22 protein-coding genes are annotated in these 24,515 nt (G+C 65.4%); 10 read left to right on the top strand and 12 right to left on the bottom strand.

All coding sequences use genetic code 11. The features are described 5' to 3' along the window. Positions 1 to 12 precede the first annotated feature (12 nt). Both EAV90_RS01865 and EAV90_RS01860 read right to left on the bottom strand, forming a co-directional pair. On the bottom strand, positions 13 to 1,152 hold the full coding sequence (locus EAV90_RS01865; RefSeq protein WP_122401126.1) for an acyl-CoA dehydrogenase family protein: 1,140 nt from the start codon (positions 1,150 to 1,152) through the stop codon (positions 13 to 15). A 5-nt stretch (positions 1,153 to 1,157) separates the two neighbouring features. Further along, positions 1,158 to 2,012, bottom strand: coding sequence for an enoyl-CoA hydratase (locus tag EAV90_RS01860; protein ID WP_162500135.1), 855 nt, complete (start codon positions 2,010 to 2,012; stop codon positions 1,158 to 1,160). Between the two features lie 247 nt (positions 2,013 to 2,259). Here EAV90_RS01860 and EAV90_RS01855 point away from each other — a divergent pair, with 247 nt between their 5' ends. From EAV90_RS01855 to EAV90_RS39210, 6 genes are all read left to right on the top strand, one after another. Then, complete coding sequence (locus tag EAV90_RS01855) at positions 2,260 to 2,868, top strand: LemA family protein (protein ID WP_122401128.1); 609 nt, start codon at positions 2,260 to 2,262, stop codon at positions 2,866 to 2,868. Between the two features lie 133 nt (positions 2,869 to 3,001). Continuing rightward, a complete protein-coding gene (locus tag EAV90_RS01850) occupies positions 3,002 to 3,916 on the top strand; it encodes a TPM domain-containing protein (RefSeq protein WP_122401129.1) in 915 nt (304 codons plus the stop codon). 5 nt (positions 3,917 to 3,921) lie between these two features. Continuing rightward, positions 3,922 to 4,419 carry a TPM domain-containing protein gene (locus tag EAV90_RS01845; protein ID WP_122401130.1) on the top strand — a complete coding sequence of 166 codons (498 nt, stop codon included), beginning with the start codon at positions 3,922 to 3,924 and terminating at the stop codon, positions 4,417 to 4,419. Between the two features lie 313 nt (positions 4,420 to 4,732). Continuing rightward, complete coding sequence (locus EAV90_RS01840; protein ID WP_162500548.1) at positions 4,733 to 5,704, top strand: hypothetical protein; 972 nt, start codon at positions 4,733 to 4,735, stop codon at positions 5,702 to 5,704. A gap of 94 nt (positions 5,705 to 5,798) precedes the next feature. Next, positions 5,799 to 7,337, top strand: coding sequence for a hypothetical protein (locus EAV90_RS01835; protein WP_129142418.1), 1,539 nt, complete (start codon positions 5,799 to 5,801; stop codon positions 7,335 to 7,337). Between the two features lie 100 nt (positions 7,338 to 7,437). Next, on the top strand, positions 7,438 to 7,602 hold the full coding sequence (locus EAV90_RS39210) for a hypothetical protein (protein WP_164936731.1): 165 nt from the start codon (positions 7,438 to 7,440) through the stop codon (positions 7,600 to 7,602). A gap of 48 nt (positions 7,603 to 7,650) precedes the next feature. Here the strand turns inward: EAV90_RS39210 and EAV90_RS01830 are convergent, their stop codons facing one another. The 3 genes from EAV90_RS01830 to putA form a co-directional block, all read right to left on the bottom strand. After that, the gene (locus EAV90_RS01830) at positions 7,651 to 8,298 is read right to left on the bottom strand and encodes a glutathione S-transferase family protein (RefSeq protein ID WP_129142417.1); all 648 of its coding nucleotides are present in this window, start codon (positions 8,296 to 8,298) and stop codon (positions 7,651 to 7,653) included. Positions 8,299 to 8,453: 155 nt separating this feature from the next. After that, a complete protein-coding gene (locus EAV90_RS01825; protein WP_129142416.1) occupies positions 8,454 to 9,659 on the bottom strand; it encodes a CaiB/BaiF CoA transferase family protein in 1,206 nt (401 codons plus the stop codon). 115 nt (positions 9,660 to 9,774) lie between these two features. Next, positions 9,775 to 12,774, bottom strand: coding sequence for a bifunctional proline dehydrogenase/L-glutamate gamma-semialdehyde dehydrogenase PutA (gene putA, locus EAV90_RS01820; protein WP_122401135.1), 3,000 nt, complete (start codon positions 12,772 to 12,774; stop codon positions 9,775 to 9,777). A 114-nt stretch (positions 12,775 to 12,888) separates the two neighbouring features. Between putA and EAV90_RS01815 the strand changes: the two genes are divergently transcribed. Next, entirely contained in the window at positions 12,889 to 13,350 is a 462-nt protein-coding gene (locus EAV90_RS01815; RefSeq protein ID WP_122401136.1) for an Lrp/AsnC ligand binding domain-containing protein, read from the top strand. A 168-nt stretch (positions 13,351 to 13,518) separates the two neighbouring features. Here the strand turns inward: EAV90_RS01815 and EAV90_RS01810 are convergent, their stop codons facing one another. The 4 genes from EAV90_RS01810 to EAV90_RS01795 all read right to left on the bottom strand — a co-directional run bounded on the left by EAV90_RS01810 (position 13,519) and on the right by EAV90_RS01795 (position 17,519). After that, complete coding sequence (locus EAV90_RS01810; RefSeq protein ID WP_008563500.1) at positions 13,519 to 13,719, bottom strand: cold-shock protein; 201 nt, start codon at positions 13,717 to 13,719, stop codon at positions 13,519 to 13,521. A 208-nt stretch (positions 13,720 to 13,927) separates the two neighbouring features. Then, a complete protein-coding gene (gene sorB, locus EAV90_RS01805) occupies positions 13,928 to 14,236 on the bottom strand; it encodes a SorB family sulfite dehydrogenase c-type cytochrome subunit (RefSeq protein ID WP_162500136.1) in 309 nt (102 codons plus the stop codon). A gap of 12 nt (positions 14,237 to 14,248) precedes the next feature. Next, positions 14,249 to 15,448, bottom strand: coding sequence for a SorA family sulfite dehydrogenase catalytic subunit (sorA, locus tag EAV90_RS01800; RefSeq protein WP_122401138.1), 1,200 nt, complete (start codon positions 15,446 to 15,448; stop codon positions 14,249 to 14,251). 337 nt (positions 15,449 to 15,785) lie between these two features. Continuing rightward, positions 15,786 to 17,519, bottom strand: a complete 1,734-nt coding sequence (locus tag EAV90_RS01795; RefSeq protein WP_122401139.1) for an adenylate/guanylate cyclase domain-containing protein — start codon at positions 17,517 to 17,519, stop codon at positions 15,786 to 15,788. A 375-nt stretch (positions 17,520 to 17,894) separates the two neighbouring features. On the opposite strand from EAV90_RS01795, the gene EAV90_RS01790 reads away from it, so the two are divergent. Then, on the top strand, positions 17,895 to 19,424 hold the full coding sequence (locus EAV90_RS01790; protein WP_162500137.1) for a glycosyltransferase family 39 protein: 1,530 nt from the start codon (positions 17,895 to 17,897) through the stop codon (positions 19,422 to 19,424). Between the two features lie 172 nt (positions 19,425 to 19,596). Here the strand turns inward: EAV90_RS01790 and EAV90_RS01785 are convergent, their stop codons facing one another. Then, entirely contained in the window at positions 19,597 to 20,625 is a 1,029-nt protein-coding gene (locus EAV90_RS01785) for a YcjF family protein (RefSeq protein WP_122401141.1), read from the bottom strand. Beyond that, on the bottom strand, positions 20,622 to 22,091 hold the full coding sequence (locus EAV90_RS01780; RefSeq protein WP_122401142.1) for a YcjX family GTP-binding protein: 1,470 nt from the start codon (positions 22,089 to 22,091) through the stop codon (positions 20,622 to 20,624). The genes EAV90_RS01785 and EAV90_RS01780 overlap by 4 nt, the downstream gene beginning before the upstream one ends. A gap of 183 nt (positions 22,092 to 22,274) precedes the next feature. Here EAV90_RS01780 and trhA point away from each other — a divergent pair, with 183 nt between their 5' ends. After that, a complete protein-coding gene (trhA, locus tag EAV90_RS01775) occupies positions 22,275 to 22,970 on the top strand; it encodes a PAQR family membrane homeostasis protein TrhA (RefSeq protein WP_122401143.1) in 696 nt (231 codons plus the stop codon). A gap of 65 nt (positions 22,971 to 23,035) precedes the next feature. Next, positions 23,036 to 23,830, top strand: coding sequence for an SDR family oxidoreductase (locus EAV90_RS01770; RefSeq protein ID WP_122401144.1), 795 nt, complete (start codon positions 23,036 to 23,038; stop codon positions 23,828 to 23,830). Between the two features lie 194 nt (positions 23,831 to 24,024). Here EAV90_RS01770 and EAV90_RS01765 read toward each other — a convergent pair whose 3' ends face one another. Further along, the gene (locus tag EAV90_RS01765; RefSeq protein ID WP_122401145.1) at positions 24,025 to 24,480 is read right to left on the bottom strand and encodes a MarR family winged helix-turn-helix transcriptional regulator; all 456 of its coding nucleotides are present in this window, start codon (positions 24,478 to 24,480) and stop codon (positions 24,025 to 24,027) included. Positions 24,481 to 24,515: the final 35 nt, after the last annotated feature.

Genomic DNA, 24,515 nt, shown 5'->3' with positions numbered 1-24,515 from the left:
GCTCTCCCGGTGTCAGGCCCTGCGGCCAAGTTCGGCGTGGCGGGCATAATGATGCGCGCTGCCGCCGAACAGCGTGTCGAATGCGACCAGCCGCTTGAAATAGGCGCCGACCTCGAGCTCCTCGGTGACGCCCATGCCACCGTGAAGCTGGATCGACTGCTCACCGACGAAGCGCGCGCATTTGCCGATCTTGGCTTTCGCGCCCGACGCCGCCCGGGCACGCTCGATCGGCGCAGCATCCACCTTCAACGCGGCCCGCAGCGCCATCGAGCGTGCCTCGTCCACCTGCATCGCCATGTCGGCGAGACGGTGGCGGATCACCTGGTTGGCCGAGAGCGGCCGGCCGAATTGCTTTCGAATCTTGGTGTATTCGAGCGTGGTGTCGAGCAGCGTCTGCATGATGCCGACAGCTTCGGCACCCAGCGCGGCCATGGCACGATCGACTGCCCATTCGATCGCCGGCAGCGCATCGCTGCCGTCGCCGAGCAGGGCATCCTCCGGCAGATGCGCGTCGAACAGCTCGATGTTGCAGGCACGTCCGCCGCCAAGACGCGGATAATCGTTGATGACGAGGCCCGGCGTCGTCGCCTGCACGAGGAACAGGCCGATCCGCCCCGACGGCCCCCGGTGATCGTGGATATGGGCGGAGACGATGATCTCGTCGGCGGCATGTCCGTCGAGCACGGCGATCTTGCTGCCGGCGAGGCGCCAGCCTTGCGACGTCTTGGTGGCGCTGGTCGTGACCTTGGCAAGATCGAACCGGGCCGCGCGCTCGGAATGCGCCAAGGCGAGCTTCAATGATCCGTCCGCTATCTTGGGCAGGCTCGCCTGCTTTTGCTTCGTGGTGCCGCATCTGGCGATCAGCGCGGCCCCGAGCACCACGGTCGCTACATAGGGCTCCGACACGAGCCCGCGGCCAAAGGCTTCCATCAGAATACCGATCTCGACCGCGCCGCCGCCGAGACCGCCGAATTCTTCGGGAAGGGGCAACGCCAGCCAGCCGAGGTCGGCGAACTGTTTCCACACCAAAGGGCTGAAGCCGAGCGGATCATTCGCGATTCTGCGGCGGTGATCGGCATCGTAGCTTTCGGCCACGAACCGCTCCACGCTCCCGCGCAGCAATTTCTGCTCGTCGCTGAGATTCAGGTCCATTGCGTCTACTCCGCGGCCGTCGGCGGCTTGCGCACGGAGGGATGCAGGCCGGAGGGATCGACGATCATGCCGAACTCCTGGAGATTATGCGCGTGACAGAGCTGATGCAGCGCGAAGGCCTGGTCGATCGCGGCGGGCTGGCCCATCACGTCGACCGAGCGGTTGACCGCCTCCTTGGTCAGTTTCAGCGCGAAGGAGGGCTTTGTCGCGATCCGGCGCGCCAGCTCCAGCACCCGCGATGACAGCTCGGCGCGCGGCACGACCTGGTTGACCATACCGAGCTGATGCGCGTCCTGCGCGCTCCAGCTGTCGGCGGTGAACAGGAACTCCTTGGCCTTGCGCGGCCCGAGCTCCCAGGGATGCACGAACCACTCGACGCCGCAGACGCCCATGGTGACGACGGGATCGCAGAACTGCGCATCGTCGCTGGCGACGATGAGGTCGCAGGCCCAGGCCAGCATGAGACCGCCGGCGATGCACTTGCCGTGCACCTCGGCAATGGTCGGCTTGGCGAGGTTGCGCCAGCGCCGCGTGATCTGGAGATATATTTCCTGCTCGCGCGCGAAGCGGCCATGCGCGTTGGGTTCGGCGAAGCCGCCCCAATTTCCGATCGGCGGGAAATCGACGCCTGCGGCGTTCTTGCCGCCCGGACGCAGGTCATGGCCGGACGAGAAGTGCGGACCCGCACCGGCGAGGATGATCACCTTGACCGCGTCGTCCTGCACCGCTGCATCGAAAGCGGCGTTGAGGTCGTAGGTCATCTGCAGGTTCTGGGCGTTGCGCGCCTCGGGCCGGTTCATCACGACACGGACGATGGCCGGCTCCGGCCGCTCCACGAGAATGGTCTCGAACGAGGACATCGCGCTCCTCCTGGCGTTTCCGCTTTTGTTTTGCCGGAGTTGACTATGACCGCCTGCGATAGGCAAGGGGCTTGCGTCAGTCGGCTGGGGTGCCCCATTCGCCGCAGTCATTCCGGGATGGTCCGGAGGACCAGACCCGGAATCTCGAGATTCCGGGTTCGCTTCGCGCCCCGGAATGACGCGGGAAGCTGGCATCGTGTGATCGCTATCTGATATTGAATCACAGGATTCCACCGGGAGAAATTTGATGCGCAAGATCCTGACCGTGCTGGCGGCGCTGGCCTCGCTCAGCCTGACCAATTGCGGCTACAACGCGATCCAGACCGAGGACGAGCAGATCAAAGCCAACTGGTCCGAGGTCGTGAACCAGTATCAGCGCCGCGCCGATCTCGTGCCCAATCTCGTCAACTCGGTGAAGGGCTTTGCGCAGCAGGAGAAGGACGTGCTGCTCGGTGTCACCAATGCCCGGGCCAAGGTCGGCAGCATCCAGGCAACGCCGGAGGTGCTGAATGATCCCGCCGCCTTCCAGAAATTCCAGGCCGCCCAGGGCGAGCTCTCCAGCGCGCTGTCGCGTCTCCTGGTCGTCACCGAGAACTATCCGCAGCTGAAGTCCGATGCCTTGTTCAGGGACCTGATGTCCCAGTTGGAGGGCACAGAGAACCGCATCACGGTGGCGCGCAACCGCTACATCAAGGCAGTGCAGGAGTATAACGTCACCATCCGCTCCTTCCCGACCAACCTCACCGCGCTGGCGTTCGGTTACAAGGAGAAGCCGAACTTCTCGGTCGAGAACGAGAAGGCGATCTCGACCGCGCCGAAGGTGGATTTCAATCCGTCACCAGCGCCGTCGAAGTAGCTGCGTTCGGCTTCCGATGCGGGCCCCACACTCCACTGTCATTCCCCGCGAAAGCGGGGAATCCAGTACGCCGCGGCTTCACGGCTCGAGCAGCGCGGCCTCTGGAATACTGGATCGCCCGCCTGCGCGGGCGATGACAGCGCGAATGTGGCGGGCGTATTCGTTGGTCGCCGCACTGGTCCTCGCCATCGCACTGCTTCTCACCCTCGCATTCCCCACCCGCGCCGACGTCGCCGTCCCCCAACTCACCGGCCGCGTCGTCGATCAGACCGGCACGCTCTCCAGCAGCGACATCGCCTCGTTGTCGCAAAAATTGCGCGAGTTCGAGAACCGCAAGGGCAGCCAGATCGCCGTCCTGATCGTGCCGACGACGGAGCCGGAAACGATCGAGCAATTCTCGATCCGCGTCGCGGAGGTCTGGAAGATCGGGCGCAAGAAGGTCGATGACGGCGCGATCCTCGTCGTCGCCAAGAACGACCGGCATTTGCGCATCGAGGTCGGCTACGGCCTCGAAGGCGCGCTCACCGATGTCACCTCGCGGCGCATCATCGACGAGGACATCACGCCGAAATTTCGCAGCGGCGATTTTTCAGGTGGCATCTCGGCGGGCGTCGATCGCATGATCCGCGTGATCGACGGCGAGCCGCTGCCGACGCCCTCGCGCAGCGTGAATTTCGGCAGCTGGAACGACATCGAGCCGCTGTTTTACTTCGTATTGTTCGGCCCCCTCGTCGTGGGCGGATTTCTGCGCGCCATGTTCGGGCGTCTGTTGGGTTCGGTGGTGGCCGGAGTCATCGTCGGCGTCCTCGCCTGGTTCGTGCTGGAGTCTGCCGTGATTGGCCTCGGCGCCGGTGTGCTCGGCGCCATCCTGACCTTCATCGCGGATCTGTTGGGGGTGGGATCGGCGACAGGCCGCTCGCGCGGCGGCTCCTGGTCGAGCGGCTCCTCGTCCGGCGGCTGGAGCAGCGGATCATCGTCGAGCGACGGTGGCGGTTTCAGCGGCGGAGGCGGCAGCTTCGGCGGCGGCGGCGCCTCGGGGAGCTGGTAGCAGTCATGAGCATCAAGCGCATTGCCCGACATCTCGTGCAGCATCATTGGCGGGCGAAGCAGATTTTTCCGCGAGCCGTGCTCGAACGCATCGAGCAGGCGATCGAGCGCGGCGAAGCCTCCCATTCCGGCCAGATCCGCTTCGTGGTCGAAGGCGCGCTCGACGGCGGCCCCCTGTTCCGCAACCAGCCGGCGCGCGAGCGTGCGCTCGACGTGTTCTCGCACTTGCGCATCTGGGACACCGCGCACAACAACGGCGTCCTCATCTATCTCCTGCTCGCCGACCGCGACGTCGAGATCATCGCCGACCGCGGCATCGACGCGAAGGTTGGCGCCGAGGGCTGGGAGACCATCTGCCAGGCGATGGAGGCCGATTTCAGATCGGGCCAGTTCGAACGCGGTGTGATCGCCGGCATCGAGGCGGTGTCGCGCGAACTGGCGCGCCATTTCCCGCCGGGCGGCCCGCATCCGAACGAGCTGCCGGATGCGCCGGTGGTGATGTGAATGCCGGCTGACGCCCCACACGCAATGACGATGTGGACGCAGCGGACGCGTTAACTCTCTCGCCGTCGCACTGAAGCGCCCGCTTCTTCAGCGCGCCGCGAACGCGACGGCCCGGCCGTTGCGCCGCCATTCATCTTGCCCCGATTACAAACTGTTTCACGCCCGCCACACCGGTTCCATTTTCCCGGCCTAATTCGGCCCCGGATGAGTTCCTAAAATTTCGGTAAGCGGATCCGAAGGTAAGGATTTCGCAAGCAATGAAAGTTACCAAAAGGTCAACCGAGACTGGAGTATTTGAGCCGTGAGCGAACCATTGCCCGAGCAGGCTGCCCAGGATTCCGGTGCTGTCGACGCCGCAGCGCCGCAGGCCGTCGAGGCTGCCGCCGGTATCGAGGCCCCCTCGATTGCCCCCGACCACGAGGCGCCGCCCAAGCCGGATCCGGTCAAGGCGGAAGCCCCGAAGGTGGAGCCGCCGCGGATCGAGGTGCCGAAGTTCGAAGCTAAGACCGAAGCCAATCCCGAGCCGAAGCTCGGCAAGCTCATCGTCATGTCGCCTGCCGACCGCACCTGGGAGCGCGAGGAGTTCGCTCCGCATGTGAAGGCGGACGAGCCGCGCGAAACCGGTAGCAAGCGCCGCCTCTCGGCCATGGCTGCCGCGGTGGCGATTGCCGCCGGCGTCGGCGCGATCAGCGGTGCGCTCGCGACCGCCGGCATGATGCATTTCGCATCCCCGGCCCAGGCGCCAGTACAGGTCGCCGATACCAGCGCGCTGGATGCGTCCGTCGCCCGGATCGATGCCGATCTCGTCGCACTGAAGGCCAATGTCGAGCAGAGCTCGAAGACCGGAGTCAGCCAGTTGAGCCGGACCAACGAGCGCCTCGACAAGCTCGAAAAGGCGCAGGCCGAGCCGCTGGCCAAGATCGCCAAGCTGTCTGAGACCGTCGACAAGCTCCGCGCGACTCCGCCCGCCGCACCTGCGCAAGCCACGGCCGCACCGGCCAAGGAGACCACCGGCTCGATCGCGCCGACCCAGCTCGCGACTGCTGCGGCCGCACCGGCTCCCGCTCCCGCCGCGCCCAAGACCGAGATTGGACGTCTCCCGACGGTCGAGGGCTGGCGGCTGCGCAACGCCGGCAACGGCGGTGCGCTGATCGAGGGCCGCTACGGCATCTACGAGGTCTATCCCGGCGACCCCATACCCGGGGTCGGCCGCGTCGATGCAATTCGCCGCCAGGACGGCCGCTGGGTGGTCGTCACCAGCAGGGGCCTGATCGTCGCGCGCTGAACATTCGATATTCGACCGTCGCAGAGGCGCTTCACCACCCTGTGAGGCGCCTTTTTTGCTTGAATAGGCGTCCCTGCGCGGTGTTACCTGAGGCATGAGCCGCGCGCTGCGAATTCTCGTTGCTGCCGTCGCATTGCTGGGCGGTGTCGTTTCGCTCTTCGCAGCGGAGAACACTGCGCTGACGCGCGGCATCGCGATCACCGATCCCGATCTCCTGCGCAAGCTCGACCAGAACAATACGCTGACGATCCCACGTCTGCTATCGCCGGAGCGGAACGCGGACGTCCCGCTCACGACCGAGCTGATGTTCGTGTCTCTGCCGCAGCTGAAGGAGATCGTGCCGGCTATCGATGCGGAGTTCGAGCGCTACATCGCGCGGTACAAGGTGACATATCCGGGCGAGACCATCGGCGTCGGCGAGGGTTTTGATGCGCAACTGTTCGACCTCGCCAATCTGAGATCGCACGACACGCGCTTCGTGCTGGCCGGGATCGTCAATCGCATGGACCGTGCCTATGTCTCTGAAGGGTCCTGCGGCGAGATCCGGCTGATCTATCGTCTGACGCGTTTCGACAGCGGGCCCGATGGCGGCAAGACCGCAACGCGCCTGCCGATGACGTTCAACCTCGTGATGAAGGCGCGCGATGTGCGCCAGACGGACGGGAACGGCAAGTCGATCAGCTGCGCCGATGTCGCGCGGCGCTGGCTCGACAATGCCGACTGGCAAGATTTGATCGGCAGCCGCCTCCCGCCTCACGACGCCATGCTCGACCGCATCGAGACCAACATTCAGGTCTCGGTCGCACCGAAATCGGCGCTGCACGATTTCCGCTCCGACTATCTGCTCAAGGTGTTCAAGTACGACGCTGCCAGCAAGACCTTCGAGGAATCGACACTGGAGAACCAGATCGACCGCGACCGGATTCTTGCTGACGACGTGCTGCGGCGCGACTTCAAGACCTGGCTGCTCGCGCCCGATCATCTTCGCGAGTTCGATCGTGGCACCGTGCTGATCCCGGAGAAATTCCTGGCCAAGGCTGCGGTGGTACCGACCCCCGCCGGCCTCGATGCCTCGGCCTTGCAGCCGGAGTTCGGCATGATGCAAGGAGAGGGCAAAGGCGATGGCGTCTTCACCGACAATGACGTGGTCAGCGCGCTGAAGCAGGCGGCGGCACGCGGCGTCGACATGCAGAATGTCCGCTCGGTCGCAGGCTTCCAGCGCCGTCTCAACGACGTCACCTGCGCCGGCTGCCATCAGACCCGCGGCATCGGCGGATTCCATTTTCCGGGCGTCGATTGGCTTGCTGACAAGCCATCGAATTCCACCATCGTGCCGGCCTCGCCGCATTTCTTCGGCGATCAGCTCCGCCGCCGCGACATCCTGACCGCGTTCGCGGCCGGAAAACACCCCGATTTCTCACGCGGATTTGCCAGCCGGCCGCAGACCCGCGGCGGAAGCGAGCTCGCCGGCACCGAATATCAGGACGGCTGGGGCGCGCATTGTTCCCTGCAAGACGCGGGATCGGGAACGCAGGATGAGAGTTTTACGTCATGGAGCTGTGCTAACGGTCTCACCTGTCAGGCTGCCGCGGCCTCGCGCCGCATCGGCATGTGCTTCATCAAGACGCGTTAGCGCGTGATCCGGACCCGGAGGGTCGCGCCAGTGCAAAGTGTGTAGCGGTTTTCCGAAAAGATCACGCGCAAGATAGAACTAGAAGCGATTCGGATGATTCATGGCGGATACGAGGCAAGCCAACAAGGAGCGCAATCGCGAGATTGCGCGGAATGAAGAAGCCAAGCAGATCACCGGCAGCATCCGCGTCAGCACCTGGGCGGTTGCGCTGGCCGTCATCGTCGGCGGGATCCTGTTCACGCTCGGCTGGCTGTCGCTGAGGTAGCTTTTCTTCGCCTCTGCCCGCATGCGGGGAGAGGGGAAAGAGGAAGCCTCACTTCGCGTAATTCGTCATCCGTTTGCCCGGCAATAGCTCATAGGCCGGCTTCCAGCCTGGCAGCGCGGCCATGCGGCCGAGCCAGGCATGAACGGCCGGATGGCTCTGCGCGAAATCAAAGCCGTGCTCGTCGCTCGGATAGTGCAGATAGGCCATCATCGAGATGTCGGCGACCGTCGGCTTCGCACCGATCGCGAATTCATTGTGCTGGAGGTGCCCGTCGAGGATGCCGAGGAAATCCTCGAGTCGCCGGCGAAAATGCTTCAGCACCTGAGAATCGCTCTTTTCGGTGAAGGCGCGCATGAAGCGATAGGTCGCCATGTAGCCGGTGAGCTTGTGGTTGTCCCAGAACAGCCAGCGCAGCAGCTCGAACTTCTCGTCCTCCGTCTCGGCGCCGAAGCGGCCGTATTGCTCGGCCAGTCTCAGCAGCAGCGGCGCGGTCTGCGTCATCTTCGCGCCGTCGATCTCGAGCACGGGAATCTCGCCCATCTCGTTCACGTTCCGGCGCCACTCCGCCGTGCGCGTAACGCCGCCGGCGAAATCGGTCCAGACCGGCTCGAACGTCTCGCCGCAAAGCGTGAGCATCAGCGCCAGCTTGTAGCTGTTGCCGGATTCAGGGAAGTAGTGCAGGCGGTAGCTGGGCATGGGACCTCGCGGCATCGGTGTGTTGCCGATTGTTATAGCGAGATAGTCCCTCACCGTCATTGCGAGCGCAGCGAAGCAATCCAGCAATGCGTCCGCGGAGACACTCTGGATTTGCTTCGCTGCGCTCGCAATGACGGGGTTGGAGCGACGCGCTCCTAACCAACCGCCCCCGACGACCTCAGCGTCTTGATCGTCGCCTCGTCGTATCCCGCCTCGCGCAAGATCTCGTCACTGTGCTCGCCGACGGCGGGCGGCTTGCGCGGCTGCACCTTCTTGGCGCCGTCGATCCAGATCGGGCTGTTGATGGTCAGCATGGTGTCGTTCTCGAACGGCACCAGCACCTCGTTGTCGAGCATCTGCTTGTCGTTCGGGATGTCGTCCAGAATGGCGACGACACCGAACACGAGGCCATTGCCGTCGAGAATCTTGCGCCATTCGGCGAGATCCCTGGTGGCGAAGGTCTCGTCCAGGATCTTGATCAGCTCGACCGAGCGGGCGTGGCGGTCGGCCTTGGTGGCGAAGCGGGGATCGTCGATCAGATCCTCGCGCCTGAGGCAGCGCGCCAGCGTCGGAAACTGCTTCTCCTCGTTCAGCAGCGACAGGATCAGCCAGCGGCCGTCCTTGCACTGATAGTGATTGGCGACCGCATTGAGCGCGCGCTCGCGCGGTCGTCGCTCGCCGAACTTGGAGCCGCAGAGCTTTGCCTGGGCCAGCACGCTTGCCGCCCACACCCCGTTCGCCATCAGGTTGGAGGCGACGTGTGAACCCTTGCCGGTCTTCTCGCGCTGATAGAGCGCAGTGACGATGGCCCCGTAGAACGCCATGGCGCAGGGATGATCGCCCATGCCGGCGACCGAGCGCGCCGGCGTGGTGTCGGTGTCGGCGCGGACGAGGTCCATCAGGCCGGAGCGCGCCCAATAGGCGTTGCTGTCGAAGCCGGGCTTGTTGGCTTCCTCGCCCTTCTCGCCATAGCCGGTGAAGGAGGCATAGATCAGCCGATCGTTGAGATGGGCGAGATGGTCGTAGGTGATGCCGAGCTTGGCGCGCACCGGCGGCGGCATGTTGGTGATGAAGACGTCGGCTTCCGCCACCAGCTTGTAGAGCACGGCCTGCGCCTGGGGTTTTGCGAGGTCGAGCGCGATGCTCTTCTTGTTGCGAGCCTCCAAGAGCCAGGCGAAATTGTGCTCGCCGGTCGGATAACCCGGCAGGTTGGGCAGATTGCGGTAGGGGTCGCCGGTGCCGGGCGGCTCGATCTTGATGACATCGGCGCCGAAATCCGACAGCACGGTCGCGGCCGCGGGCGCTGCGATGAAGCTCGCGCAGTCCAGAACCTTCAGCCCCGCAAAAATGCCCTTGTCCATCGCGGCGTTGCTCCCTCGCTCCTGTTGTTTCCCGCGCGCTGGAATTGGCGCAGGCCAGTGATGGGAGCATTAGACCGATGTTTCGACGGGATGCAACGGCGCCGGGCGCAGGGCCTCACTCCTCCCCCGCAAGCAGTGCCGCATTGCCGCCCGCTGCAGCCGTGTTGATCGTCACCGTCTGCTCGGTGGCGAAGCGCGCGAGGTAGTGCGGGCCGCCGGCCTTGGGGCCGGTTCCGGACAGTCCGTTGCCGCCGAACGGCTGCACGCCGACCACGGCGCCGATCATGTTGCGGTTGACGTAGATGTTGCCGACGTGGACGCGGTCGATGATGGCCTCGACCGTATCGTCGATGCGGGAGTGCACGCCGAGGGTGAGCCCGTAGCCGGTGCGCTCGATGGCCTGCAACACGCGCGCGAGGTTCTCGGCGCGATAGCGCACGACATGCAGGATCGGCCCGAAGACCTCCTCGGTGAGCTGACCGGCCTCCTTGAGCTCGAAGATGTGCGGCGCGACGAAGCAGCCCTCCGGCGCCTGGCCTGCAAAGTGCAGCCGCGCCTCGCGCTTCATCCGCGCGATATGCGCATCGAGGCGCTGCTTTGCCTCCGTGTCGATCACCGGCCCGACATGCGTCGCGACGTCAGAGGGATCGCCGATCTTGAGCTCGCGCGCGGCGCCCGCGATCATCTCGATCATGCGGTCGGCGACATCCTCCTGCACGAACAAGAGCCGCAGCGCCGAGCAGCGCTGGCCGGCGGAGCGGAACGCGGAGGTGACGACATCGTCGGCGACCTGCTCGGGCAGTGCGGTCGCGTCCGCGATCATGGCGTTGATGCCGCCGGTCTCTGCGATCAGCGGCACGATCGGCCCGTCCTTGCCCGCGAGCGTCCGATTGATGCTGCGGGCGACCTCGGTCGAACCGGTGAAGACGACGCCGGCGATGTCCTGGTGTGCGGTCAGCACCGCCCCGATACGGCCGTCGCCGGTGACGAGATGCAGCGCGCTCCTGGGGATGCCGGCCTCGTGCAGCAGCGCGACGGCCTCATGTGCGATGCGCGGGGTCTGCTCGGCGGGTTTTGCGACCACGCTGTTGCCGGCCATCAGCGCCGCCGTGACCTGGCCGAGGAAGATCGCCAGTGGAAAGTTCCACGGCGAGATCGCCACGAACACGCCGCGGCCGCGCAGGCTAAGCGCGTTGCTCTCGCCGGTCGGGCCCGGCATGGCGGCATCGTTCCCGAACAGCTTGCGGCCCTGCGCGGCGTAGTAGCGGCAGAAGTCCGCGGCCTCGCGCAGCTCCGACAGCGCGTCGTCCAGCGTCTTGCCGCCCTCGCTTTGCAACAGCGTGATGAAACGGGCACCCCGGCACTCCAACAGATGCGCGGCCTGCTCCAGCGCTGCCGCGCGTGCGCCCGCCGGCGCCCGGCTCCAACTGGCGAAGCCCGCGCGCGCAGCGGCTACCGCCGCGTTGGCCTGATCCGGCGTCGCGTTGGTGACGGACTTGAGATCGGCTGCTTCCGCCTTGACGTCGGCCAGCAGCCGGTCGAGCGCGGCACGCTCACCGAATTCGATGCCGCGCGAATTGCGCCGCTCCGGCGCGAACAGATCTGCCGGCAACGGAATCCTGGGATGAGCGGCCTGTTGCGGTCGGCCGACGGCATCCGCCGGGCGCTGCAGCAGCGCCGAAACCGGCACGCGATAATCGGCGGCCTGCGCCACGAACGAGGAGTTGGCGCCGTTCTCCAGCAGCCGTCGCACCAGATAGGCGAGCAGGTCGCGATGGCTGCCCACGGGCGCATAGGTGCGGTAGGCGATGTCTGGGTGATCCTCGGCAAGCTGCTCGTAGAGCGCTTCGCCCATGCCGTGCAGGCGCTGGAATTCGAATCCGCCGCTGTCAGCGGCAAGCTCCAGCACGGTCGCGACCGTCAGCGCATTGTGGGTGGCGAATTGCGGGAAGATGCGCGGCCGCAGGCTCAAGAGTTTCGAGGCGCAGGCGACGTAGTTGAGATCCGTCATCGCCTTGCGCGTGAACACGGGATAGCCGTCGAGGCCGCGCTCCTGCGCGCGCTTGATCTCGGTATCCCAATAGGCGCCCTTGACCAGCCGGACCATCAGCTTGCGGTCATGCGCACGCGCCAGCGCATCGACATAGTCGATCATCGCGCTGGCGCGCTTCTGATAGGCTTGGATCGCCAGGCCAAATCCGTCCCAGCCGGCAAGTGAGGCATCGGCGAGCGTCGCTGCGATCACGTCGAGCGACAGCTCCAGCCGGTCGGCCTCCTCAGCGTCGACGGTGAAGTTGAGGTCGTGGGCTTTGGCGCGCTGCGCGAGGTCCAGCAGTTGCGGCACCAGTTCGGCCATTACGCGCGCGCGGCTGATCGCCTCGAAGCGCGGATGCAGCGCCGAAAGTTTTACCGAGATCCCGGGTCGGTCGGGCAGGGGATGGTTGCCAGCCGCTTTGCCGATCGTCTCGATGGCACTGGCATAGGCGTCGAAATAGCGCCTGGCGTCCGCCGCCGTGCGCGCGCCTTCGCCAAGCATGTCGAAGGAATAGCGCGGCTTCTGGCCCGAGCGCGGCCGGGCCCGCTCCAGCGCCTGCTCGATGGTTTCGCCCAGCACGAAATGATTGCCCATCAGCCGCATCGCCTGGCGCGTGGCGGTGCGCACCGCCGGTGCGCCCAGACGCTTCACCAGCCGGCCTATGGTGCCGTCGGGCGTCTCGCCGGGCTGGATCACCCGCGCCGACAGGCCGAGCGCCCAGGCCGAGGCGTTGACCAGGAACGCGGTGGACTTGGTCTCGTGGTGGATGAAGTCGCCCTCGCCGAGCTTGTCCTCGATGAACTGGTCGGCGGTCCGGGCATCGGGCACGCGCAGCAGCGCTTCCGCCAGCACCATCAGCGCGAGCCCCTCCTTGGTCGAGAGCGCGAACTCCCGCAGCATATCCTCGATCCCGCCGAGGCGGTCGTCGCGCTTGCGGATCGCCTCGATCAACCGCGTCGCGGCGCGGTCGATCCGCGCATCCTGCGGAGGGCTCAGATGGGCCGATGGCAACAGGCGCGCAGCAATGTCGGCGTCGTCAGGGGCGTAGGGAGCAGTGAAGGGCGGCGGGATGTTCGGCATGGCGTGTCCTGTGGCTGAAATTCAGGATAAAGCCCGCATGACCGTAGTTCGATAGACAATTTAGCCGATTTGCCTTAGAAAATGAAGATCATTCACCATTAAGCCTCGTAAGATATGGAACTTGATCGGATCGACCGGAGAATCCTCTCGATTTTGCAAGAGGACGGGCGCATCGCCAATGTCGAGCTCGCCGAGCGCATTGGCCTCTCGCCGACCTCGATCGGCGAGCGGCTGAAGCGCTTGCAGCGCGAGGGGTTCGTCGAGGGCTATGGCGCGCGGCTCAATCCGCACCGGCTCGGCCTCGGCTTGCTCGTGTTCGTCGAGGTGCTGCTCGACAAGACCACACCCGACAATTTCGAGCGCTTTGCGCGCGCGGTGAAGCTCGCGCCCGAGGTGCTGGAGTGTCACATGGTTGCCGGCGGCTTCGACTATCTTGTGAAGGCGCGGCTTGCGGACATGACCGCCTATCGACGCTTTCTCGGCGAGACCCTGCTGTCGATGCCGGGCGTGCGCGAGACGCGGACCTATGCGGTGATGGAGGAGATCAAGCGCGACGCACCATTGCCGGTGGGTTAGCGCAGTGCTGTCGCGATTGTCATTGCTGTAGTCGGAAAGGCGGTCTTTGCAGGAAAAATAGTCATCCTCGTGCAATCGCAACGCCTGTCGTCGAATGCACCGGCCGTCTTCTTAAATTTTTTGGCCCGCTCCCGGACAGATCCGGGAGGCAGCAAAGGCTGCGCGGGCTTATACTTTGAGGTTCTCCGCGGAGGTCTTGCCCCGGTTTGCGATCTCTTCGTATTCCACCGTCTGTCCCTCGTTGAGGGTGGACAGACCGGCTTTCTGCACCGCCGAGATATGCACGAACACATCCTTGCCACCCGACGCAGGCTGGATAAATCCATAACCCTTCGTCGGGTTGAACCACTTGACCGTACCTTTAGCCATCACGACTTCTCCGCGGGTCTTCCTCCGAGATCTCGAACCGCCAGTCCCCGCCAACCAGCCGGTTCGGTCATAGCAGGATACGCGGAATGTGGCAGGCTTGGTAGCTCAAACCACATCGGCATTTCGCCGAATTCCGCTCAACTTCGCGGCGTTTTTGCCGGTTTTGCCCGTTTCGCGGTCAAATGGCCCAGACGCGTCTCACCAACCGTCAATACGTCGCTGCCAGATAATCGACGATCTTGCCGACATCGGCATCGTCGATCGGTGCGCCATAGACCTTGATCATCTTGGTCACCTCGGCCTGCCAGAAGCCCTTCTTGTCCTTCATCGGCGGCTGCGTGGCGATGTAGTCGGACGAGTGGCAGGCGCTGCAATTGCCCTGCACGACCTCGAGATTGGGCCCCGGCTTGAACGCCGCGATCTCGTCGGGGGTCTTGTAATTGACCGGCGCGGCAAACGTTGAACCCACTGCCGCGGCGAGGGTGAGCGCGATGGCGAGGAGAACGGTGCGCTGCATGATCAGTCTCCTTCAGGCCACCGTCACGCGGACGGTTTCGACGACATTGCGCAAATAACCCGCCGGGTTCCAGCGCGGCGTATCCGGCTGTGTCTCGCCGCCATTGCCGGTGGCGCGGACCTTGAGCTCATGGCTGCCTGCCGCGAGCTTCACCGGCAGCTTCCATTCGCGGAAGGCGTACTTGCCGAGGTCCCTGCCGAGCTTTGCGCTCACCCAAGTCTGCCCGCCGTCGGTGGAGACCTGGACCTCCTTGATGCCCTTGCCGCCGTCGAAGGCGATGCCGCGCAGGGTGGTCGCTCCCGCCTTCAGCTTGGCGCCATCGGGGACGCTGGTGATGAAGGAGCGGATGGTGAAGCGGTTGATCGGGATCGTTGCCTTCGGCGCGGTGCCCGGCTCGACCGCGTTGTTGGGCGTGTCAGGGATGCGATAGGCCGACTTCATCCAGAAGCCGTCATAGACGTTGTCGATGACGGTGATCTCGTTGAGGTGCTTGACCCAGTAGGTGCCGTAATAACCGGGCACGATCAGGCGCAGCGGGAAGCCGTTGAGGAACGGCAGGTCCTCGCCGTTCATGCCATAGGCCAGCATCACCTCGCCGTCGGTGGCGTGATCGATGTCGAGGGCCTTGATGAAGTCCGGCGTCTTGTCGTTGACCGGCCCGTCCATGCCGTTGAACGTCACCTGCTTGGCGCCGGTCTGAACGCCCGCCAACTCCAGCACCGCCTTCAGCGGCACGCCGCGCCAGCGCGCACAGCCCATCGCGCCATTGGCGAGCTGGCCGCCGGCGACGCGCGGCTCGAAGAAGCCGCGGCTGTTGCCCGAGCACTGGTTGACGGCGACGATCTCCGTCGCCTTCATCTTCCTGATGTCTTTCAGCGACAATTTCAGCGGCTTGTCGACCTTGCCCTTGACCTCGAGCGTGAACTTGTCGGGGTCGAGATTGTAGGGCAGGTCGGAGAGGTGATAGCGCACGAAGAACGCGTTGTTCGGCGTGATCGGGCCGTCATTGAACACCGCAAACGGCGTCTCGAGCTGTGGCGGCCGGCTGGTGAGGCCGATCATTGGCCGCTTCTGCGGATATTTCACCAGCGGCCGTTCGCCATTGGCGAAGGGCAGGGTGACGGTGTCGAGTGCCAGCGCCTTGGTGGAATTCAGTGTGGCCGCAAGCGCGGCAAGCCCCGCTCCTTTGAGCAGGTCGCGTCGATCGAACATTCTGGTCTCCTCCCGGAGCTTTTCGTTGGACCAGCGGTCATCACCGTAAGACCCGTGCTCATCTGTCGCAACGATTTGGATGATGTCAATTCGTGCTTTCGCAGCAAGCCCATGCCGCTGCGTTGCAGCAGGCCGGTGTTACGCGGCGCGAGGAGAGAGTGGCGAGTCGTGGCGGCAGCGGCGGTGCGCTCGCCCTCTTCTGCTTGCGGGAGAGGTCGGCGCAAAGCGCCGGGTGAGGGCTCTTTCCTCTAGGGGATTGTCCCGTCGCGGAGAGACCCTCTCCCCAACCTTCCCCCGCAAGCGGGGGACAGAGCGCACCTGTCGCTTGGCTCGCGCCTCACGCCGCAACGCGCTCGCGTCCATCGACCAGCGCCCCCAGCTCCCTCACATCAGCGATCACGCGGACGGCCATCGGCTCGTCGCGGCCGCGGATTGCGACCTCCTGCTGCGGCAGGGCGTCCCCTGCAAGGTCCGCGGTGCGGCGGACCTCCTCCGAGACGATGGCCTCGCAGGCCAGCGTCTTGGTCATGTCCTGCAGGCGGGCGGCGACGTTGACGGCATCGCCGAGCGCGGTGAAGACGATGTGATCGCGATAGCCGATGTCGCCGATGATGACCTCGCCGCCATGGATGCCGATGCCGAAGCGGATCGGCTGGCGCAGATCGTGGCTCAAGAGCGCGTTGAGCTCGTCGATATGCATCGCGATGCTGCTGGCAGCCTTCAGCGCCTGCCGGCAGGCGGTCGGCGGATCGGCCGACAGCCCGAAAAGCGCCAGCATGCCGTCGCCGACGAACTGGTTCGGCTGCCCGCCGCTCTCTATCACGGCCTGCGAGACCGCGCCGAGGAAGCGGTTGACGATGAAGACCGTGTCGAACGGCAGCCGCTTCTCGGCGAGCTGCGTCGAGCCGCGCATGTCCACGAACAGGCTGACGAGATAGCGTTCCTGGCCGATGCGCGCCGGCGTCGAGGCCTGTCCATCCGCCGCATGCGTGTGGGGCGTGAAGAGCTGGAAGAAAGAGAGGTCGCAGTCCGGACGCAGCTGGCACGCAAGTCGGATCGACGGATCGGCGGTGCCGACGCGAGCGAGCACGAAGGCCTCGCGCTGCGATGGCTGGGGCAGGGCGCCATGGTCGCCGATGATGCGGATGCGGCAGGTCGAGCAACGGGCGCGGCCGCCGCAGACGCTGGCATGTGGCACGTTGTGGCGCAGACTCGCCTCCAGCACGGAGAGACCCTTTGGCACGCGCACCGTCTTGCCATTGCCGTAGGACAGGACAATCGTGCCACCGCGCCGTTCGCGCCAGGCGCGCACGCCGCGCGCCGCCAGCGCCAGTCCCAGCAACCCGAAATATCCGACGGTGAGGCCGCCGGTGATGCGGTCGAGCGTGTCGGCCTCCGCGACGCTGCCGACCTGGCGACGTGCGAGGTTGTGCGTGCGCCATTCGCCGTCGTCGGCCTCGAGTTCGACGCTACGGCCGCCCTGGTAGATGCCGAGCAACGACAACGTCGGGATCAGCACGGCGGCCGCGAGCAGATAGGGCGCCGCGCGCGTGAAGAACGGCTTGAGGCGAAGCCAGAAATAGATGCCGATGCAGCCGTGCACCCAGGCGATGAGAAGCAGGATCGTCATCTGCCAGAGCCGGCCCGGCGCCGCGACGAAGAACAGGTAGAGCTCCTGCGGATAGAGCTTCTGGTGTCCGTACAGCGTCTGGCCGAGGCGCACGCCGATCACATGCGCCATCACGAGAGCCGGAATGCTCAGTCCCAGCACGAGCTGCAGCGGCTCGATCGTCCGCCAGCGGAACTGCCGGCGCTGATACAGCGCGTAAATCCCGAGCCCCATATGGGTCAGCGCGGCCGTGTAGAACACGATCGCGACCGGCAGGAACTGCCAGAACAGGGTGTGGTAGTAGACCCCGATCTCCATGGCATCGACCGAGATGTTGCCGAGCGCATGGTTGAGGAAATGGCTGACCACATAACAGAACAGGATGATGCCGCAGATGAGCCGCACCTGCCGCGCGCTGGTCGCGCGGACGAGTTCGGGCATATGGACGGGAGCGGTGGCCATGATTCGGTTGTATCAGTTCATCGAGAAGAACAGCCAGCGTAGCGTTTAATTCCCCCCGCGGACAGCTCGCCCGATCACATGCGCGGCAAGCCGCCACCGTCGTCCCGGACAAGAGGGCCCCAGGCGCGTGCCGACCCAGGACCCATAACCACAGGATCGGCTTGCGCGCGAGCTGGCAACCGCGAGCCTTCGCCAAACTCCTCGCTGTGGTTATGGGGCCCGGATAAGCGCTCGCTCCGCGCGCTTGTCCGGGACGACAGCGCGAATGGGCTCCCCGCATTGACTCCCCCTCCCAGGTTGGCGAAAAGCGCGGCCGTGACGACAGCCTCTGACATCATCAAGCCCCTCCGCGGCGGCGCGCGCCGACCTCTAGTCATGGCGGCAGTGATCATCGCCGCGATGACCGTGCTCCGCATCGTCTATGCCTGCGCGATCGAGCTGCGCACCGATGAAGCCTATTACTGGACCTGGTCAAAGGAGGCTGCGCTCAGCTTCCTCGATCATCCCCCGGGAATCGCCTGGCTGATCCGTTTCGGAACCGCGATCTTTGGCGACACCACTCTCGGCGTTCGCTTCGGCGGCATCGTCGCGATGCTGGTGATGCAGCTGCTGCTCGGCGACCTCGTCCGCCGCCTCACGCATGATACGCGTGCGATTGTGGTCGCCGTGCTGATGCCGGAGGCTGCGCTCTATTACGGCCTGTTGATGGCCAAGGTCGCGCCCGATGTTGCGATGATTCCGTGTGCAATGGCGATGGTTTGGTCGCTGGTGCGGCTGGCGCAGAGCGGCGATGGCCGCTGGTGGCTCGCGGCCGGCCTGTTCGCGGGCCTCTCGGTGCTGTCGAAATTCACCGCGATCATGTTCGCACCCGCAGTGGCTGCCTTCCTGCTGGTGCCGGACTGGCGCTGGCGTTGGTTGCGCAGTCCCTACCCTTACCTCGCCATGCTGGTCGCGATCGCCGCGTTCTCGCCGGTGCTGATCTGGAACGCACAGCACGACTGGGCCTCGTTCCGTTTCCAGGGCGTGCGCGCCACCGCCAGTTACGGCATCTCGCTGCGCACGATCGGCGACTACATCGGCCTGCAATTCGGCCTGGTCGGCTTTGTCATGCTGCCGGTGGTGCTGACGGGCCTGGTGTTGACGGCGCGGCGCGGCTATCGCATGCGCGAGCCGGTCGCGATCCTCTTGTCCACCGCGGTGCTGGTGCCGTTTCTCTATTTCCTCGTGAAATCGCTGACACTTCGCGTCGGCGACACCTGGCCGATGTTCATGTGGCCGGTGGGCTTTGCGGCCGCCGCGGTGAACCTCGCCACGATGACGAAAGAGGGCTGGTCGGCCCGAATGCTCAAATCGACACTGGTCTGGGTCAACACGGCGATCGTCTCGGGCATCGCTTTCGTCGTTCTCGTGTTTCTCTATTACGTCGTCGCGCCCTGGAATCTGCTCGGCAAGATTGATCCGATCGGCGCCGAGGCCGGCTACGAGCAGGTCGCCGCGCGCGCGCAGGCTGCACTCGACGAGACCGGCGCCACCTGGATCGCGACCACCGACTATCGCACCTATGCCATGATGCGCTGGTTGTTCCGGGGCCGTGTGCCCGTGATCGAGCTCAACGAGCGCGGCCGCTTCCAGGATTTCCGCGATCCCGGCATGGACAAGATCAGGGGACATGCGGGGATCTATGTCGGGCGCGAACCGGACGATCGTTCGTCGCTGTGGGAGCGTATCCCGGCGAAACGCGAGCAACTTGGCGAGGTCGAGCGCCGTTGGCGCGGCCTCGTGATGGACACTTATGTGCTGGAGAAGCTGACCGGCTGGACCCCGGAGCTCTCGCCGCCGAAGGACTCGCCGCTATTCCAGTGGAAGGTGCTGGCGGGAGAAACCGAAAAGCGGGAGCGCGCCTAAAGCGCGATGAGATTTGGATGAATCGTCATCGCGCTTTAGCTTGTTGTTTACGCATGATCTTTCCGGAAAACCGCTTCGCACTTTTCCGGATCATGCTTTAGCGCGGCATGCTCCGAACTTCCTTCTCCTCTTGCAAGGGGAGAGGGTGCAGCCAGCACGTGCCGCGAAGAAACTACTCTTCCCCGTCCTTCTTCCGCAAGAGATCCGTTGCCAGATCCGACAGTTTCGGCGGCGGCAAGGCCGCGAACGGCAGCGGCCGCGTCACGTCGATCGCGGCCAATCCCAGCCGCGCCGTCAGCAGCCCGTTCAGCACGCCTTCACCCAGTCGCTGCGACAGCTTCGCCGCGATGCCGTGGCCGAGCATCTGCTGCACCAGGCTGTCGCTCGCGGCCATGCCGCCGGTGATGGCGAGATGGGCGATGACGTGGCGGAGCAGGCGGATCATGCCGAGTGCGCCGGGACGACCGCCATAGAGATAGGCGAGTTGGCGGATCAGGCGCAGCGCGGCGACGAACACGAACAGCACGTCGATTGCGGCGCGGGGCGAGACCGCCGTGACGATCGAGACCTTTTGTGCCGCTGACGAGACCAGCCGCCGCGCCTCGGCATCCAGCGATGACATCAACTCGCGCTCCGCGAGGCGGATCATGTCGGCGCCGTCGATGATCTCGCCGGCATGGCTTTCCAGCGTGGCGCGGGCGCGCGCCAGCTGCGGGTTCTGGTGCGCGATCTTGAGCAGGTCCTGCACGATGACGCGGCTCTCTTTCCGGTCGTCGCTGGCCAGCACCGCGGCGGCGCGCTGATGCAGCTTCTCGATGGTCGCGAGGCGGGCCAGCCCGAACGCCTCGCGCCCGATCACTACGGCGAGCGCCAGCGCAGTGACGAAGGCGAAGGCAAGGCCGATGAAGCCGAGGCTTTCGCTGCGCGCAAACAGATCCTCGATCAGACGGATCACGCCAAGCCCGGTGCCGAGCAACGTCAGCCCTGCGAGGCCGGACCAGAACAGCGTGCCCCAGGGAACGCCGCGCCGCGCCGGCAGCGCAGCTTCAACCGGCACCGGCAGCGCCATGAGATCTGGTTCCGGCGTGATCTGGATCGTGTCGCGACCGATCCGTCCCGCTTCATCGGCCTCGGTGACGAGGACGCCGGGATCGTCGAGCCGGAACGTCGCCGGCCGCCGCGGCTGGGATCGGTCGTTCATGCGAGCTTGTCTCCGATCAGGAACTGCAAGGCACGGTCGAGGCGGATGTGTGGCAACACGGGCTCGTCGTTGCCCGCGCGTTCGAGCTTCGGCGGGCGGAAGCGCAGGAAACGGAAATCGCTCCTCTCGGCGGCCTCTGTCGCGAGCCCGCGGAACGCATCGGTGCCGCGGAACAGCGGCTCGGGATCGTCGGGCAGATCACCCGGAAAGGTCGCAACCTCCGTGTTGCCGTCGAAGAACTCGCCGCCGGCACTTTCGCCCGCGGCCGGCGTTCCCAGGATCGACGGCAGTTTATCCCGGCCACGCGCCACCTGCGCCTCGCGCGTGGCACGCACGGCGGCGAGCGCCACCACGTCGATCGCCGCGCCGGTGTTTTCCGCCCGCGCAACGGCACGGGTGACCGCGCGGCGCAGCACGGCCTCGAGCCGGTCGTGACTGGAATGATGCAGATGATCAGCCTTGGTCGCCGCGAACAGGATGCGGTCGATGCGCGGCCGGAACAGGCTGGAGAGCAAGGTGCTGCGGCCGATGTTGAAGCAGTCGAGAATGCCGGCGAGCGCGGCCTCGAGGTCGTGCAGCGCCTCGGGGCCGGAGTTGAAGGCGGCGAGCGCGTCGGCCAGCACGATCTGGCGATCGAGCCGCGCGAAATGATCGCGGAAGAACGGCCGCACCACGACGTCCTTGTAGGCTTCGAAGCGCCGCACCATCATCGCCCATAGCGATCCCTCAGGCGCCTGCCCGCCGGCGGGCGCATCGAGCGGCGCAAAGGTCAGCGCGGGTGAGCCTGCGAGATTGCCGGGCATCAGGAAGCGGCCGGGCGGCAACAGGCTCATCGCAAACCGCTCGTCGCGGCAGGCGCGCAGATAATCGGTGAAGAGCTTTGCGGCCGTCAGCGTCGCCTGCTCGTCCTCGCGCGCTTGGGGCTTGAGCGTTGCGAGATGGGTGTGCCATTCGGTCGCGAGATGCGCGCGCGGCGCTTCGCGCGACAGCGCCAGGCTTTCGGCGGACCATTGCTCGTAGCTCTTCTGGAGCAGCGGCAGGTCCAGCAGCCATTCGCCGGGATAGTCGACGATGTCGAGCGTCAGCGTGCGATCGGCGCCGGTCGGGCGCTGGTAGTTGATAACGAGCCTGAGCTCGCTGATGTCCACGGTCGAGTTCGGCCAGCGCCGTTCCTCGACCAGCGCGCGCAGATGGTTCTCATAGGCAAAGCGCGGCACGGCATCATCAGGCTGCGGCGCCAGATGCGCCCGCGCGATCCGACCCGAGTCATAGGCTTCGAACACCGGAAACCGGCCGCCGCGCGTCAGCCCATGGATCAGCGCGGTGATGAATACGGTCTTACCGGCGCGCGACAGGCCGGTGACACCAAGCCGCACCGTCGGATTGAAGAAGTGCTCGCCATAGTCGATCAGCGCCCGCGCCGACAGCCGCGCCTCCTCGACCATATCCTGGAAACTGAATGCCATATGAACGTGAGGGGATCTCGGGCGAGGGATACGCAGAACGGATTAGTCACAAAAGTGGCAATTGCCTGAGGAAAATCAAGCTTTCATACTTCCACCGCCTTTGTCGGCAAATCAGCCGTTTGAACGATACGCCGATCCCGAAAGACCCATGCAAGAGGGCATTGCCACGCTTTGCGGATTGCCATGACCGTCTTCCAAATGAAACAGTTCGCGTCCGATTCTGTCCACGCTGCAGCCGACGCGATCGGCTGGAACTACGACCGCGCCGAGCTGATCGCCGACGGCATCATCCATGCGATCGGCGTGCTCTCCGGCATCATCGCCGCGACCGTCCTGGTGGTGCTGGCGGCGGTCTATTCCGATGTCACCGACATCGTCGGCGTGTCGATCTATGTCGCTGGTCTGCTCTCGATGCTGGTGCTGTCGGCGACCTATAATCTCTGGCCGGTGTCGCCGGCCAAGTGGCTGCTGCGGCGGTTCGACCATTCCGCGATCTACCTGCTGATCGCGGCGACCTACACGCCATTCATCCTGGAGCTCAAGGACAGCGCGTTCGCGCTGGTGCTGCTCGCCGGCGTCTGGTGCGCGGCGATATCAGGGATCGTGCTGAAGCTGCGCTATCCCGGCCGGTTCGACCGAGTCGCGGTCGGCATCTACCTCGCGATGGGCTGGAGCGGCATCATGCTCTACGACGCCGTGGTCAGGGCTCTCCCTGCGCTGGCGCTCGGCTTCATCTTTGCGGGCGGCCTGCTCTACAGCTTTGGCGTGATCTTCCACGCCTGGCGCCGGCTGCGCTTCCAGAATGCGATCTGGCACGGCTTTGTCTTGGCCGGCGCGGCATGCCATTATACCGCGGTGCTCGACCTCGTGTTGAGCTGACGAGGACCCGCGACGCGGAATGAGCGGCGCGATACAAAGCGGTACAAGACAAGAGGAGACGTCGCATGCAGGTGACCGGCAAGGTCGTGGTCGTCACGGGCGGCGCAAATGGCATCGGCAAGGCGCTGTGCGAGGCCTTTCACAATGCGGGCGCGGCCAAGGTCGTCGTCGCAGACATGGACGCCGCCAATGCGAGGGCGGTCGCGGCCATGGTCGATGGCGCCGCCTTCAAATGCGACGTCGCGCAGGAAAAGGACATCGCCCACGTCATCGAGGAGACCGAGCGGCAGTTCGGCCCGATCGAACTGTTCTGCTCCAACGCCGGCATCGGCGGCGGCTTCGATCCGATGTCGGAAAATGCCGGGGGCGCCTCGGATGAACCCTGGCAGCGCAGCTGGGCGATCCACGTCATGGCGCATGTCTATGCGGCGCGGCATCTCGTCCCCCGTATGAGGGCCCGCGGCGGCGGCTATTTCCTCAATACCATCTCGGCCGCGGGCCTCTTGTCGCAGGTCGGCAGCCCGGCTTACTCGACGACCAAGCATGCCGCGGTCGGCTTTGCCGAGAATCTCGCGATCTCGCACAAGGCCCACAACATCAAGGTCTCGATCCTCTGCCCGCAGGGCGTCGACACCAACATGCTGCGCTCCATCCCCAAGGGCCCGCAATCCGGCGACGGCGATCTCACGCCCGAGCAAGTGGCGAAAGACGTGCTCGCCGGGCTCGAGCAGGAGACATTCCTGATCCTGCCGCACCCTCAGGTGCTCGGCTACATGCGCAAGAAGACCGAGAACTACGACCGCTGGATCGGCGGCATGGCCAAGATCCAGGCCAAGATGCGAGAGGAATTCGGCAAGTGACCGCCACACCTGACGTTGTCATGCTCCGCGACCCGGCTACGCCAAGGCTTCGCCGGCGTTGAGGCCCAGGGGCGCCGAAGCTTTAGCGAAGGCGGCAAGGGGGCCATCCAGTACGCCGCGACCTATCGCTTGAAACGTTGACGCCTCGGAGTACGAGATCGCCCGGAAGCCGGGCGATGGCACGGAGAGTGTGGCTAGCCCACGACCTCATCCTCCATCCGGCTCGCCCGCAGCGCCCGCGCATAGAGCATCATGCCTTCGCGCACGGTGCGCTGCTCGGCTGGCGTCAGCGCCGCCAGTGCGCCGCGCACCTGCTGACGGCCGAAGGCGTGCAGCGCCTCCAGCGTGCGACGGCCCTTCGCCGTCAGCGATAGCAGCTTGCTGCGGGCATCAAGCTCATTTGTGGTCTCCCGCAGCTCGCCGCAATCGATCAGCTTGCGCACCAGGCGGCTGACGCTGGATTTCTCCAGGCGCAGGCAGTCGCCGAGTTCGCCCGAAGTCATCGGGCCGCGGATGCCGAGCTCCAGGATGGTGTGGACCGCCGAGGGCGGATAGTCCGATGCCGCCACCGTCGCGTCCATGAAACCGAGCTCGCGCACCATCAGGCGCGAGGCGGTGCGGATGTCGTCGATCAGCGAAAGCTCGGCCATCCCTTGACTCCCGGCATATAGTTGTATCATACAAC

This window comes from Bradyrhizobium vignae, from assembly GCF_004114425.1.
Classification (GTDB): domain Bacteria; phylum Pseudomonadota; class Alphaproteobacteria; order Rhizobiales; family Xanthobacteraceae; genus Bradyrhizobium; species Bradyrhizobium vignae.
The sequence above is the reverse complement of the archived record's forward strand: the minus strand, read 5'-3'. Positions and strand labels throughout refer to the sequence as shown.

What these genes read in the sequence shown, in the direction of transcription:
- EAV90_RS01865 (WP_122401126.1), bottom strand. Translation starts at nt 1,152, where the DNA reads ATGGACCTGAATCTCAGCGACGAGCAGAAATTGCTGCGCGGGAGCGTG.
- EAV90_RS01860 (WP_162500135.1), bottom strand. Translation starts at nt 2,012, where the DNA reads ATGTCCTCGTTCGAGACCATTCTCGTGGAGCGGCCGGAGCCGGCCATC.
- EAV90_RS01855 (WP_122401128.1), top strand. Translation starts at nt 2,260, where the DNA reads ATGCGCAAGATCCTGACCGTGCTGGCGGCGCTGGCCTCGCTCAGCCTG.
- EAV90_RS01850 (WP_122401129.1), top strand. Translation starts at nt 3,002, where the DNA reads ATGACAGCGCGAATGTGGCGGGCGTATTCGTTGGTCGCCGCACTGGTC.
- EAV90_RS01845 (WP_122401130.1), top strand. Translation starts at nt 3,922, where the DNA reads ATGAGCATCAAGCGCATTGCCCGACATCTCGTGCAGCATCATTGGCGG.
- EAV90_RS01835 (WP_129142418.1), top strand. Translation starts at nt 5,799, where the DNA reads ATGAGCCGCGCGCTGCGAATTCTCGTTGCTGCCGTCGCATTGCTGGGC.
- EAV90_RS39210 (WP_164936731.1), top strand. Translation starts at nt 7,438, where the DNA reads ATGGCGGATACGAGGCAAGCCAACAAGGAGCGCAATCGCGAGATTGCG.
- EAV90_RS01830 (WP_129142417.1), bottom strand. Translation starts at nt 8,298, where the DNA reads ATGCCCAGCTACCGCCTGCACTACTTCCCTGAATCCGGCAACAGCTAC.
- EAV90_RS01825 (WP_129142416.1), bottom strand. Translation starts at nt 9,659, where the DNA reads ATGGACAAGGGCATTTTTGCGGGGCTGAAGGTTCTGGACTGCGCGAGC.
- putA (WP_122401135.1), bottom strand. Translation starts at nt 12,774, where the DNA reads ATGCCGAACATCCCGCCGCCCTTCACTGCTCCCTACGCCCCTGACGAC.
- EAV90_RS01815 (WP_122401136.1), top strand. Translation starts at nt 12,889, where the DNA reads ATGGAACTTGATCGGATCGACCGGAGAATCCTCTCGATTTTGCAAGAG.
- EAV90_RS01810 (WP_008563500.1), bottom strand. Translation starts at nt 13,719, where the DNA reads ATGGCTAAAGGTACGGTCAAGTGGTTCAACCCGACGAAGGGTTATGGA.
- sorB (WP_162500136.1), bottom strand. Translation starts at nt 14,236, where the DNA reads ATGCAGCGCACCGTTCTCCTCGCCATCGCGCTCACCCTCGCCGCGGCA.
- sorA (WP_122401138.1), bottom strand. Translation starts at nt 15,448, where the DNA reads ATGTTCGATCGACGCGACCTGCTCAAAGGAGCGGGGCTTGCCGCGCTT.
- EAV90_RS01795 (WP_122401139.1), bottom strand. Translation starts at nt 17,519, where the DNA reads ATGGCCACCGCTCCCGTCCATATGCCCGAACTCGTCCGCGCGACCAGC.
- EAV90_RS01790 (WP_162500137.1), top strand. Translation starts at nt 17,895, where the DNA reads ATGGCGGCAGTGATCATCGCCGCGATGACCGTGCTCCGCATCGTCTAT.
- EAV90_RS01785 (WP_122401141.1), bottom strand. Translation starts at nt 20,625, where the DNA reads ATGAACGACCGATCCCAGCCGCGGCGGCCGGCGACGTTCCGGCTCGAC.
- EAV90_RS01780 (WP_122401142.1), bottom strand. Translation starts at nt 22,091, where the DNA reads ATGGCATTCAGTTTCCAGGATATGGTCGAGGAGGCGCGGCTGTCGGCG.
- trhA (WP_122401143.1), top strand. Translation starts at nt 22,275, where the DNA reads ATGACCGTCTTCCAAATGAAACAGTTCGCGTCCGATTCTGTCCACGCT.
- EAV90_RS01770 (WP_122401144.1), top strand. Translation starts at nt 23,036, where the DNA reads ATGCAGGTGACCGGCAAGGTCGTGGTCGTCACGGGCGGCGCAAATGGC.
- EAV90_RS01765 (WP_122401145.1), bottom strand. Translation starts at nt 24,480, where the DNA reads ATGGCCGAGCTTTCGCTGATCGACGACATCCGCACCGCCTCGCGCCTG.